Source organism: Cupriavidus sp. WS, assembly GCF_000395345.1.
GTDB lineage: Bacteria > Pseudomonadota > Gammaproteobacteria > Burkholderiales > Burkholderiaceae > Cupriavidus > Cupriavidus basilensis_B.
In genome coordinates, this window is sequence record NZ_AQPL01000344.1 from 1 (window position 1) to 11,750 (window position 11,750).

The following is an 11,750-nucleotide window of genomic DNA, read 5'->3' on the forward strand; positions in this document are numbered from 1 at the left end:
AGGCCGCCGCGCGCCCGCCCCGCCCGCGCGGCGCCCGCTATGCGGGCCGGCTCACCGGCGCGCGCGTGTGGACGCCGTCGACCAGCCGGTCGATGCCCAGCGGGTTGCCATCCTTCAGCGCGTCGGGCAGCAGCGCGTCGGCGAAGTTCTGGTAGCAGACCGGGCGCAGGTAGCGGTCGATCGCCAGGGTGCCGACCGAGGTGCCGCGCGGGTCCGAGGTGGCCGGGTAGGGGCCGCCGTGCACCATCGCGTCGCACACTTCCACGCCGGTCGGATAACCGTTGACCAGCAGCCGGCCCACCTTCTGCTCGAGCCGCGCGACCAGCGCGGCGCAGTCGGCGAGGTCGTCGTCGTCCGCGATCAGCGTGGCCGTCAACTGGCCGCGCAGGCTGTCGACGAGGCGGCCGAGCTCCGCCGCGTCGGCCGCCTCGACCACCACCGTGGCAGGGCCGAAGACTTCCTCCTGCAGCAGCGCGTCGCCTGCGAGCAGCAGCGCCGCGTCGGCCTTGAAGACCTGGGCGCCGGCCTTGCCGTCGCGCGGCGCCGCGCCGGCCAGCCGCGCCACGCGCGGGTGCGCCGCCAGCGCCTGCGAGCCGTGCGCGTAGTGGTCCAGCCCGCCCGCGCTCAGCATGGTCTGCGCGGGCTGCGCCTCGGCCGCCGCGCACAGGTGCGCCACGAACGCGCCGAACGCCTCGCCGCGCACGCCCAGCACCAGGCCCGGGTTGGTGCAGAACTGCCCGGCGCCCAGCGCCACCGACGCCGCCAGCTCCGCCGCCACCTGCGCGCCGCGGCGCGCCAGCGCGCGCGGCATGAGCAGCACCGGGTTGATGCTGCTCATCTCGGCGAACACGGGAATCGGCTGTGGCCGCGCGGCGGCCATGTCGCACAGCGCGCGCCCGCCGCGCAGCGAGCCGGTGAAGCCCACCGCCTGGATCGCCGGATGCTTGACCAGGCGCTCGCCCACGCGGTCGCCGAACACCATGTTGAAGACGCCGGCCGGCATGCCGAGCCGGTCCGCCGCGCGCAGGATGGCGTCGGCGACCGCCTGCGCGGTCGCCATATGGCCCATGTGCGCCTTGAACACGACCGGGCAGCCGGCGGCCAGCGCCGAGGCGGTGTCGCCGCCGGCGGTGGAGAACGCCAGCGGGAAGTTGCTGGCGCCGAACACCGCCACCGGGCCGATGCCGGTGCGGTACTGGCGCAGGTCCGGGCGCGGCAGCGGCTGGCGCGCGGGCAGCGCGGTGTCGATGCGCGCGCCGAGGAAGTCGCCGCGGCGCAGGACCTGCGCGAACAGCCGCATCTGGCCGCTGGTGCGGCCGCGCTCGCCGCGGATGCGCGCGGCCGGCAGCGCGGTCTCGCGGCAGACCAGCTCGACGAAATCCTCGCCGAGCGCGTCGATCTCGTCGGCGACGGCATCGAGGAATTCGGCGCGCCGGCCCGGCGCGAGCGCGCGGAACGCCGGGAAGGCGGCGGCCGCGGCCTGCGCGGCGGCGTCGATCTCCGCCGGCGTGGCCTCGACGAAGCGCAGCGGCAGGCGTTCGCCGCTGGCCGCGTCGACGCTGTAGAGGAAGGCCGAGCCTTCCGCGCGGCGCTCGCCGCCGATGTAGTTGTAGCCCGACGTTTCCGGCATGGCGATGGTCTCCTGTGGATGGGGGGATGGTGCTGCGATCCGCAACGAGGCGCGCGGCGTGGCCGAGCCGGCCGCGCGTCCGGGCCGTCGACTGTAGCGGCCGCGGCCGCGCCCGGCCAATGACGTTTCGGCCCGGGGTGATAAGCGGGCGTTATCGGTTGGGTGCTATCGGCCGGGTGCTGCCGGCCGGGCGCCATCGGCCGGCGGCCCGGGACCGGTTCCCGCACCCGGCGCGGGACGCCCCGGGGGCGCCCCGGCAAGCCCGCCGGGCGCCGCAGCCGATATAGTGGCGCTTCCTCCCGCGCCGCCATCGCCATGAGCCACACCGTTCCCTCGCTGCACATCCTCGCCTCGCGCCTGCGCCTCAAGCAGTTGCGCCTGCTCATCGAGCTCGACCGCCACGGCTCGCTGCACAAGGCCGCCGACGAGATCGCCATCTCGCAGCCGGGCGCGACCAGGGTGCTGCGCGAGATCGAGACCCTGCTCGGCATGCCGCTGTTCGAACGCCAGCCCAAGGGGCTGGTCGCCAACGACCTGGGCCGCTGCGTGATCCGCTACGCGCGCCTGATCTACAGCGACCTCGAACATCTGCGCGAAGAGATGACCGCCATCGCGCAGGGCCACGGCGGGCACCTCGCGGTGGGCACCATCATGGGCGCGGTGCCGCTGCTCACGCGGGCGCTGGCGTCGCTGCGCCGCAAGCATCCGACGCTGTCCGTGGCAGTGGTGGAGGACACCAGCGCGCGCCTGCTCGATCTCGTCGACGAGGGCCGCGTGGACGTGGCCATCTGCCGCAGCGGCGTGAGCCGCCGGCCCGACGCCTACACTTGCCTGCGCCTGGACGAGGAGCCGCTGTCGGTGGTGGTGGCCCGCGCGCATCCGCTCGCCGGCGCGCCGGCGGTGGCGCTCGAAGCGCTGGCCGGCTCGAGTTGGATCGCCTATCCGGTCGACATGCCGATGCGCGTGGCGCTGGAGCGCGAGCTCGCCAGCGCCGGCATCAAGGCGCCGCGCTTCCCGCTCGAGACCGCCTCCACCTTCACCACCTTCGCCATGCTGCAGGAAGACCCCACGCTGGTGGCGGTCATGCCGCGCGAGGTGGCGCTGTTCGGCGAGCGCTTCGGGCTGGTGGCGCGCCTGCCGGTCACGCTGCCGTCGCTGGAAGAGCCGTTCGGCGTGGTCAGCCGCGCCGGCTCGGCGCCGTCGCCGGGCGCGCGCCTGCTGATCGACGAACTGTTCGCGGGGCGGCCCGCCGGCGTGCCGCAGCCGGCCTGATGCGCGCCGCGCCGTGCAGAGTTTTCCGTTTCCGGATACACTGCGCCCCGCACTGAACGAGGACGCGCAGCGCGGCGTCCTCCTCGGCGGCGGGGTGGCAGAGTGGTTATGCGACGGTCTGCAAAGCCGTACACGGCGGTTCGATTCCGTTCCCCCCGCCTCCAGCATCGCTGGCCGGTGCCGCTTCGCGCATCGGCCATGTGTGTGGCCGCCGCGGCATGCGGCAGGCGCTCCGCGCGCCTTTCCCGTTTTCCTTCTTTCCTTTTTTCCCCGCCGTTCCCCCGCCGTTCCCCCAAATGCGTGATGCGACCCCGCGCGATGTGGCCCGCCGTTCGCCGCGCGCCCGCGCCATGCGCACAGAGGGTTTCCTGCCGTATTCCCGGCTGGAACAAGTCGGCCGAATCATGTAGTGTGAAGTCAACGCAGTCCATCCATGACAACCTCCGTCATCGTGCGTGGCGGGGAGATAATTGCAATGACAAGAGATCTGCGTGTCCGCGCCGCACAACCGGCCGACTGGCCGGCCATCGCGGAAATACTCCAGTCCTGCGGGCTTGCCAGCGACGACCTCGATCCGTCGCTGGCGTCGTTCCATGTCGCCCTGCTCGACGGCCTGCTGGTCGGCTGCGCCGGCACCGAGGCCTACGGCGACACGGTGGTGGTGCGTTCGGTGGCGGTGCTGCCGCCATACCGCGACCGCGGCGTCGCCACCCACATGGTGTCCGCCGCGATGATGCGCGCGCGCGCCAACGGCTGCGTGCGGGCGGTGCTGCTCAGCGCCAACTGTCCCAACTACTTCGCCCGCTACGGCTTCTCGCTGATCTCGGCGGAGTGCCTGCCGCCGGCGGTGCGCGCCTCGCGCGAGTTCCAGCGGCAGGAAGGCGCGTTGCCGCTGTGCATGTGCTGCGAGCTGAAATAGGCCGGCCAGCGCCGGATGACACAGAGATGAAATACCGATGACCTCGCCCACGCCGGTGGCGGCACCCATGCAGCCGGAGCCGGCGCCATTCGACTACCTGGTCTACATCGGCCGCTTCGAGCCGTTCCACGACGGACACTTCGCCATGCTGCGCCGGGCGCTGTCGCAGGCGCGCGCGGTGGTGGTGGTGCTCGGCTCGGCCGGCGGCGCGCGCACCGTGAAGAACCCGTTTACCGAAACCGAGCGCCGCCGCATGATCGAAGCCGCGGTGGCCGGCTGGGACGCCGCCCGCGTGGCCGACCTGCGCTTCGTCGCCGTGCGCGACTACTACCAGGGCCAGCGCTGGGCCGCCGCGGTGCGCGCCGCCGTGGGCGCGGCGCTCGAGGCGGAGGCCGGCGGCAAGGCCGCCGCGCGCGTCGGCCTGTTCGGCCATTTCAAGGATGCTTCCTCGGGGTATCTCAACGATTTTCCCGGCTGGCCGCTGGTGCCGCAGCCGAGCTTCGGCCAGCTCAACGCGGCCGACGTGCGCCGCCAGTGGTTCGCGCAGGCCGGCGCGCTCGACGGCGTGGCGCACGTGCTGCCGGCCCCGGTCGCGGCCTTCCTGCGCGAGTTCGCCGGCAGCGAGGCCTTCGCCGTGCTGCTGGCGGAGTACCGTTTCCTGGAAGACCATCGCCGCCGCTGGGCGGCCGCGCCGTATCCGCCGGTGTTCGTCACCGTCGATGCGGTGGTGCGCTGCCGCGGCCACGTGCTGCTGATCCGCCGCGGCGGCCAGCCCGGGCGCGGCGCGTGGGCGCTGCCGGGCGGCTTCCTCGACCAGCACGAGCGCGTGGCCGACGCGGTGCTGCGCGAGCTCGACGAGGAGACCCGCTTCGACCTGCCCAAGGCGGCGCTGCGGCAGGCGTGCCGCGGGCAGGCGCTGTTCGACCATCCCGAACGCAGCCAGCGCGGGCGCACGCTGACCCATGCGTTCTTCTTCGACCTCGCGCTCGACGCGCTGCCCGAGGTGGACGCCGCCGACGACGCGGCCGCGGTGCGCTGGGTGCCGCAGCACGAACTGCTGGCGCGCGAAGGGCAGATGTTCGAGGACCACCTGCTGATCCTCGACCATTTCCTGCATCTGTTCGACGGGGCCGACGCGGCCGACGGCGAGCCGGCTTCTCAGTGACCGCCCAGATAGGCCTGCGCCAGCGCCGGATCGCGCGCGAGCCGGTCGGCCGGGCCGCTGGCCACCACGCGGCCTTCCTCCATCACGTAGCCGCGGTCGGCCAGCGCCAGCGCGAGCGCCGCCATCTGGTCCACCAGCAGGATGCTGATCGAGGCCTCGCGCAACTGGTCCAGCGAATCGAACAGCTCGGCGATGACCTTGGGCGCCAGCCCCAGCGACGGTTCGTCCAGCAGCAGCACGCGCGGGCGCGACATCAGCGCGCGCGCGATCGCCAGCATCTGCTGCTCGCCGCCGGACAGCAGGCCGGCGCGCTGATGCTGGCGCTCGCGCAGGCGCGGGAAGCGGGCCATCATGGCCTCCACGCGCTTGACCATCTCCATGTGCGGCAGCGGGCCGGACGGAAACGCGCCGAGGCGCAGGTTGTCGAGCACCGACAGTTCCGGGAACACCTGCCGGCCTTCCGGCACCAGCACCACGCCCATCGCCGCGATCTGCTCGGCGTCGAGCCGGGCCAGGTCGGTGCCGTCGAAGGTGATGCCGCCCTGCACCGGCCGGTGCAGGCCCGACAGCGCGCGCATCAGCGTGGACTTGCCGGCGCCGTTGGCGCCGAGCAGCGCCACCATCTCGCCTTCGCGCACCTGCAGCGCCACGTCGTGCAGCACCGGCGCGGCGCCGTAGCCCGCGCATAGCGCGGACACGCCCAGCACTTCCGGCAACGCCTCGGAAGACGCCTTGCGCGCCCGCGCGCCGTCCTGCCCGGCCAGCGCGCCGGCCTCGCCCAGGTAGGCGCGCCGCACCTGCGGGTCGCCGCGGATGGCGGCCGGCGTGCCCGCGGCGAGGTGCTGGCCGGCGTCGATCACCACGATGCCGTCGGACACGTCCATCACCAGCGACATGTCGTGTTCCACCAGCCCCACCGCGATGCCGCTGGCGGCGATGCCGCGCAGCAGCGCGCCCAGGCGCGCCTTGTCCTCGCGCGACAGGCCGGCGGCCGGCTCGTCGAGCAGCAGCACCGCGGGGCGCGTGGCCAGCGCGCGGGCGATCTCCACCAGGCGCCGGTCGACGTGGGCGAGGTCGGCCGCGCCGGCGTCGGGGTCGCCGGCGTAGCCGCACGCGGCCAGCAGTGCCAGCGCCTGGCGCCGCACCGCCGGCGCGTTGAAGCCGGCGATGCCGAGCAGCGGCCCGAGGCGCCCGCGCCGCAGCGCGATGGCGACGTTGTCCACCGCGCTCATGCCGGCGAACAGCTGCGAGGTCTGGTAGGTGCGCGCGATGCCGTTGCGCGCGCTGTGGCACGCGCCGCGTGCGGGCAGCGCGGCCTCGCCCAGGCTGCGGCCGCCGGCGCGCGGCCGGTAGTAGCCGGACAGCATGTTGAGCACGGTCGACTTGCCCGCGCCGTTGGGGCCGATCAGGCTGGTCACGGCGCCGGCCGGCAGGTCGAAGGACAGGTCGTCGACCGCGCGCACGCCGCCGAACACCATCGACAGGCCGCGCGCGGCCAGCCCGCGCCGCGCCTCGGTGGGCAACTGCGGCAGCCCGGCGGCCGCGCCCTCGCGCGGCGCGGCGCGCGGCCCGCGCGCGCGCTGCCACAGCCGTGCCAGCAGGCCGGCCATGCCGCCCGGCGCCACCCACAGCACCAGCAACAGCAGGCCGCCGAAGAACAGCAGGCGCAGGTTCTCCAGGCTCGACAGCAGCTCGGGCAGCACGCCCACCACCACCGCGCCCAGCACCGGCCCGGCCACCGTGCCGGCGCCGCCGATCATCACCACCAGCACGAACAGGATCGACTGCAGGAACGAGAACATGCCCGGCGTGACCATGCCCTGCAGCGGCGCGAACAGGCCGCCGGCCAGCCCCGCCAGCGCGGCCGAGATGGCGAACGCCACGGTCTTGACCACCAGCGGGTCGATGCCGACCGAGGCCGCCGCGGTCTCGCTGTCGCGCACCGCGCGCATGGCCGCGCCCCACGGCCCGCGCGCGATGCGCGCATAGGCCGCCAGCGCGAGCCCCAGCACCACCAGCGCGATCAGCGCCAGCGCGCGCTCGCCGCCGTCCACGCCGGGCAGCGCCGGCTGGGCGATGCCCATCAGGCCGTTCTGCCCGCCGGTCAGCGCGCGCCATTCCACCGCGCCGTGCTCGACGATGAAGCCGAAGGCGATCGTCACCATCGCCAGCCCGGGCCCCTTCACGCGCAGCGCCGGCAGCGCCAGCAGCGCGCCGGTGGCCGCCGCCAGCAGCGCGCCCACGGGCCACGCCGCCCAGAAGCTCCAGCCGGCCTGCCCGGTCAGCACCGCCACCGCGTAGGCGCCGATCGCATAGAAACCCACGTGGCCGAACGAGACCTGCCCGGTCAGCCCGAGCAGCAGGTTCAGGCCCACGCCGCAGATCGCCAGCATGGCGACCCCGGCGATGACGAAGACGAAGTAACCGTTGACCAGCAGCGCCGCGGCGCCGGCGGCCGCCAGCGCGAGCGCCATCGCGCCGACCTGCAGCGGCGTGCCGAGGCCCAGCAGCGGCGCTTTCGGCGCGTCGGCGGCGGGCGTTGCCCGCGGCGCGGATGCCAGAGTGGAATCGTTCATACCTTGCGCACCTCCGCGCGCCCGAACAGGCCGTCAGGCCGCATGGCCAGCAGCACGATCACCAGCGTGAAGGTGATGATCTGGGTGTAGCCCGAGCCGAGCGACGCCGTCACCAGCGCCTCGGCCACGCCGAAGATCAGCCCCGCCACCATCACGCCCCAGGCGCTGCCCAGCCCGCCGAGGATGGCCACCGCGAAGGCCTTGAGGCCGAACACGGTGCCCATGTCGGACTGCACGTTGAACAGCGGCGCGATCAGCACGCCGGCAATGCCGGCCAGCAGCGTGGACAGCGCGAACGACGCCGCCACCAGGCGCCGGATCGGGATGCCCATCAGGCGCGCGGCGTCGCGGTTCTGCACCACCGCCAGCATCGCCACGCCCCAGCGCGAGCGGCGCAGCGCGAGATGCAGCACGCCCGCCAGCGCCAGCCCGATCACCGGGATCAGCAACTGCAGCGGATAGACGCCCACGCCGGTGTCGCCAAGCTGCATCGATGATGCCGCCAGCGGCGAGGGCAGGCTGCGCGGCTCGGTGCCGAAGGTCAGCATCACCACGTTGTCGAGCACGATGCCCAGCGCCACCGTGGCCATCAGCCACGCATTGGAGCCGCGGCTGGCGAACGGGCGCACCGCCAGGAACTCCACCGCCAGCCCGTACAGCGCGCACAGCGCCAGCGCCAGCAGCACCGCCAGCGGCATCGGCCAGCCCAGCGTCTGCGCGAAGGTGTAGGCCAGCACCGCGCCGAGCATCATCGAGCTGCCCTGCGCGAAGTTGACCGTGGCCGAGACCGCGTAGGTGATGTGGAAGCCCAGTGCCATCAGCCCGTACATGCTGCCCAGGCCGAGGCCGCTGATGAGGGCGGAGATCCATAACATGGTGAGTCCTTGTGGTGCCTTTCTCTTTCTATGCGGATGTAGTTCGGGGGAGCGCCCGCAACGACGCTCCCGCCTTACTTCGCCACCGGCACGATCCGGTTGTCGACGAACTGCGCCCACACGTAGTCGTTCTCGCTCAGCGCGTCGTGCACTTCCGGCGTGAACGGCTTGACGTAGGTCTTGATCAGGCCCTCGTAGCGGTCGATCTTGTAGAAGCCCTCGCGCACCGCGTCGCCCTTGGTGGAGCCGGCGCGCGCGATGGCCAGCGCGGCCAGCTGCGTGGCGTCGTAGGCGTTGGCCACGCCGACCGCCGGCGTGATGTCGTCCGGGCCCTTGATGTCGCTGTACTTGGCCTTGAGCTCGGCGACCACGCGCGTGCTGACCGGCGTGGGCGTGCCGAAGAAGCTGTAGGTCTGCACGAAGTGGACGTTCCTGGCATTGGCGCCGGCCAGCTCGGTGAAGCGCCCGCCGGCCGGGCCCCAGTGCGAGACCACCGGCACCTTCCAGCCCATGCGGTCGAGCGACTTCACCACCTGCGCCGACGGCCCCACGTTGCCGACCATGAACAGCACGTCGGCGCCGGCGGCCTTGAGGCGGCCGAGCTGCGGCACCACGTCGACGTCGTTGGCCTCGAACTTCTCCACGCCGGCCGGCTTCATGCCCTTGGCCGCGAGCGCGGCGACGATGCCCTTCTCGTTCGATTCGCCCCACGGGTTGTTGACCAGGATCAGGCCGGGCTTGCTGGCGTTGAAGCTCTTCTGCGCGTACTGCAGCATGGCCTTGTCGACCACCTCGTCCACCGCCGAGACGCGGAAGGCGTAGTTGGGATTGGCGCCGTTGCGCGTGATCGGCGTGCCGGCCGCCCACGGTCCCATGAACGGCACCTTCTCCTGGTTGGCGATCGGCACGATGGCCATCGACACCGGCGTGTCGAGTCCGCCGAACAGCACCGCGACCTTCTCCTTGTAGATCAGCTCGCGCGCGGCCAGCACGCCCTTGGCGGGGTTGCCTTCGTCGTCGCGCCGCACCAGCTCCAGCTTGCGCCCGCCCAGCAGGCCACCCTTGGCGTTGATCTCGTCGATGGCGATGGTCATGCCGCGCGTGAGCGCCTCGCCGGCGCGCGCCGACTGGCCGGACAGGGCCGTGACCAGCCCGATCTTGATGGTGTCGGCCGCGAGCGCGGGCAGGGCGGGCAAGGCGCAGGCGGCGGCGATGGCGGCCAGCACGGCGCGGCGAGAGACGGTGGTCATGGCAGTTCTCCGGAAATGGGAAAAAGCAGGGGCAGGCGAGGATGGGAATGGGCTACGGGCACTGCCGCTCGCAAGACGCATGCCATCCGTCGGCGAAGCGGGGTGAAACCCCGCGACGACGCGGAATTCGATACGTAGACGATATGGCCTGCTTTTTGCGAACGATCCTGCAAAGAAGTTGCATACGATCAACGCAGCCCGTCCCTGCACGATGTCGGTGCCCGGCGCCCTGAGCGGTGGCGGGGCTGCACCGAAGCGGCGCCAGGGCGGGCACGACGCGAGACCACCGGACCATGACGCAAGACCTGCTTTCCCCCGCCGCCGAGGCGCCGGCCGGCTCCGAGCCTGGCCACGAGTTCGGACCGCTGCGCACGCACGGCCGCTTCCCGTACCGGCCCATCACCGACGCCGACGACTACCGCTGGCCCGGCGGCGCGCGGCTGGCGGTCTACCTCGGCTTCAACATCGAGCACTTCGCCTTCGGCGAGGGGCTGGGCGCCAACCTCGGCCCGGTCTCGCCGCAGCCGGACGTGCTCAACTACAGCTGGCGCGAGTACGGCAACCGCGTGGGCGTGTGGCGCTGCCTGGAGTTGTTCGACGAACTGGCGCTGCCGGCCGGCGTCATCATCAACACCGCGCTCTACGACCACTGCCCCGAAGTGGTGGACGCCTTCCTCGCGCGCGGCGACGAGCTGATCGGCCACGGCCACACCAACGCGCGCCGCCAGAGCGAGCTCGACGAAGCCGGCGAGCGCGCGCTGCTGCGCCATTGCCGCGCGCGCATCGCCGCGCACGCGGGCACGGCGCCGTCGGGCTGGCTGTCGCCGTGGATCGCCGAGACCGCGCGCACGCCCGACCTGCTGGCCGAGACCGGCTACCGCTACACGCTCAACTGGTGCCACGACGACCGCCCGGTGCGCATGGATACGCGCGCCGGCCCGCTGTGGGCGATTCCCTATCCGCAGGAGCTCAACGACATCCCGATGATCGTGGGCCGCCAGATGGACGGTCGCGCCTTCGCCGACATGATCGTCGACCAGTTCGACGAGATGCTGGCGCAGGCGGACCACCCGCTGCACCCGCAGCCGCTGGTGATGGGCATCGCGCTGCATCCCTACCTGGTCGGCCAGCCCTACCGGCTGCGCCACCTGCGCCGCGCGCTGGCGCACATCGCCGCGCGCGCGGCGCAGGGCGGCGTGTGGCTGGCCACGCCGGGCGCGATCTGCGACCACCTCGAACAGGTGGCGCCGCTGCCCGTCACCGCTTCGCGCTAACATCATGCGCTCGAACGCTAACCCGTCCCCGGCCGACGTCATGCCCCGCACCGCATCGCCCCGCACCGCCAGACCGGCAGGCGCGCCGCCCAAGGCCGCGCGCAAGCGCGCCGCCGCCGCCGCCGATTCAGCCATCAATCCCGCCATCGATCCCGCCATCGATCCCGCCGGCGCGGCCGCGCCGGATGCCGACACGCGCATCTACCAGTCCATCTTCGACGGCGTGCTCAACCACCGCCTCACGCCCGGCACCAAGCTGCCCGAGCCCGAGCTGTGCCAGTTGTTCGGCGTGGGCCGCGCGGTGGTGCGGCGCGTGCTGGAAAAGCTCGCGCACGACGGCATCGTCGAGCTGCGCCCCAACAAGGGCGCGGTCATCGCCGAGCCCACGCCGGCCGAGACCAGCCAGATCTTCGAGGCGCGCCGCGCGCTGGAGCGCGTGCTGGTGGAACTGGCGGTGGCGCGCGTCACCGACGCCGACCTGCGCGCGCTGCGCGCCCAGCTCGCCGCCGAGCACGAAGCCATGCACCGCTTCGACCAGCCCTCGTGGGCGCGGCTGGCGAGCGGCTTCCACCTGCGCATCGCGGCGCTGGCGCGCAACCCGGTGCTGCAGCGCTACCTGACCGAGCTGGTGTCGCGCTGCTCGCTGATCGTGGGCCTGTACGAGCCGCCCGGCCACGCGCCGTGCGAGCACGACGAACACGCCGCCATCGTCGACTGCATCGAGCGGCGCGACGCCGCCGGCGCGGTGCAGCGCATGGAAGCGCACCTGCGCGAGCTGGAACAGCGCAT

At 73.1% G+C, this 11,750-nt stretch carries 9 protein-coding genes and 1 tRNA gene; 6 read left to right on the plus strand and 4 right to left on the minus strand.

Annotated features, from left to right (window positions below; all coding sequences use genetic code 11):
- Positions 1 to 37: 37 nt before the first annotated feature.
- Entirely contained in the window at positions 38 to 1,630 is a 1,593-nt protein-coding gene (locus tag K206_RS0125665; protein WP_020205246.1) for an aldehyde dehydrogenase (NADP(+)), read from the minus strand.
- Positions 1,631 to 1,945: 315 nt separating this feature from the next.
- Between K206_RS0125665 and K206_RS0125670 the strand changes: the two genes are divergently transcribed.
- From K206_RS0125670 to K206_RS0125685, 4 genes are all read left to right on the plus strand, one after another.
- Entirely contained in the window at positions 1,946 to 2,902 is a 957-nt protein-coding gene (locus K206_RS0125670; RefSeq protein WP_020205247.1) for a LysR family transcriptional regulator, read from the plus strand.
- 88 nt (positions 2,903 to 2,990) lie between these two features.
- Positions 2,991 to 3,066 (plus strand) — tRNA-Cys (locus K206_RS0125675).
- 311 nt (positions 3,067 to 3,377) lie between these two features.
- A complete protein-coding gene (locus K206_RS0125680; protein ID WP_020205248.1) occupies positions 3,378 to 3,821 on the plus strand; it encodes a GNAT family N-acetyltransferase in 444 nt (147 codons plus the stop codon).
- 37 nt (positions 3,822 to 3,858) lie between these two features.
- Positions 3,859 to 4,986, plus strand: coding sequence for a bifunctional nicotinamide-nucleotide adenylyltransferase/Nudix hydroxylase (locus tag K206_RS0125685; RefSeq protein WP_020205249.1), 1,128 nt, complete (start codon positions 3,859 to 3,861; stop codon positions 4,984 to 4,986).
- Here K206_RS0125685 and K206_RS0125690 read toward each other — a convergent pair.
- The 3 genes from K206_RS0125690 to K206_RS0125700 all read right to left on the minus strand — a co-directional run bounded on the left by K206_RS0125690 (position 4,980) and on the right by K206_RS0125700 (position 9,687).
- On the minus strand, positions 4,980 to 7,562 hold the full coding sequence (locus tag K206_RS0125690) for an ATP-binding cassette domain-containing protein (RefSeq protein ID WP_020205250.1): 2,583 nt from the start codon (positions 7,560 to 7,562) through the stop codon (positions 4,980 to 4,982). The genes K206_RS0125685 and K206_RS0125690 overlap by 7 nt on opposite strands.
- Positions 7,559 to 8,437 (minus strand): branched-chain amino acid ABC transporter permease, encoded by an 879-nt coding sequence (locus K206_RS0125695; RefSeq protein WP_020205251.1) that lies wholly within the window; start codon positions 8,435 to 8,437, stop codon positions 7,559 to 7,561. Before K206_RS0125695 ends, K206_RS0125690 begins: the two co-directional genes overlap by 4 nt.
- A gap of 74 nt (positions 8,438 to 8,511) precedes the next feature.
- Positions 8,512 to 9,687 carry an ABC transporter substrate-binding protein gene (locus K206_RS0125700; protein WP_020205252.1) on the minus strand — a complete coding sequence of 392 codons (1,176 nt, stop codon included), beginning with the start codon at positions 9,685 to 9,687 and terminating at the stop codon, positions 8,512 to 8,514.
- Positions 9,688 to 9,980: 293 nt separating this feature from the next.
- Between K206_RS0125700 and K206_RS0125705 the strand changes: the two genes are divergently transcribed.
- Both K206_RS0125705 and K206_RS0125710 read left to right on the plus strand, forming a co-directional pair.
- On the plus strand, positions 9,981 to 10,961 hold the full coding sequence (locus K206_RS0125705; protein WP_020205253.1) for a polysaccharide deacetylase family protein: 981 nt from the start codon (positions 9,981 to 9,983) through the stop codon (positions 10,959 to 10,961).
- Between the two features lie 40 nt (positions 10,962 to 11,001).
- Positions 11,002 to 11,750, plus strand: a 749-nt coding sequence (locus tag K206_RS0125710) for a GntR family transcriptional regulator (protein ID WP_020205254.1), incomplete at its 3' end; no start/stop codon positions are given.

What these genes read in the sequence shown, in the direction of transcription:
- K206_RS0125665 (WP_020205246.1), bottom strand. Translation starts at nt 1,630, where the DNA reads ATGCCGGAAACGTCGGGCTACAACTACATCGGCGGCGAGCGCCGCGCG.
- K206_RS0125670 (WP_020205247.1), top strand. Translation starts at nt 1,946, where the DNA reads ATGAGCCACACCGTTCCCTCGCTGCACATCCTCGCCTCGCGCCTGCGC.
- K206_RS0125680 (WP_020205248.1), top strand. Translation starts at nt 3,378, where the DNA reads ATGACAAGAGATCTGCGTGTCCGCGCCGCACAACCGGCCGACTGGCCG.
- K206_RS0125685 (WP_020205249.1), top strand. Translation starts at nt 3,859, where the DNA reads ATGACCTCGCCCACGCCGGTGGCGGCACCCATGCAGCCGGAGCCGGCG.
- K206_RS0125690 (WP_020205250.1), bottom strand. Translation starts at nt 7,562, where the DNA reads ATGAACGATTCCACTCTGGCATCCGCGCCGCGGGCAACGCCCGCCGCC.
- K206_RS0125695 (WP_020205251.1), bottom strand. Translation starts at nt 8,437, where the DNA reads ATGTTATGGATCTCCGCCCTCATCAGCGGCCTCGGCCTGGGCAGCATG.
- K206_RS0125700 (WP_020205252.1), bottom strand. Translation starts at nt 9,687, where the DNA reads ATGACCACCGTCTCTCGCCGCGCCGTGCTGGCCGCCATCGCCGCCGCC.
- K206_RS0125705 (WP_020205253.1), top strand. Translation starts at nt 9,981, where the DNA reads ATGACGCAAGACCTGCTTTCCCCCGCCGCCGAGGCGCCGGCCGGCTCC.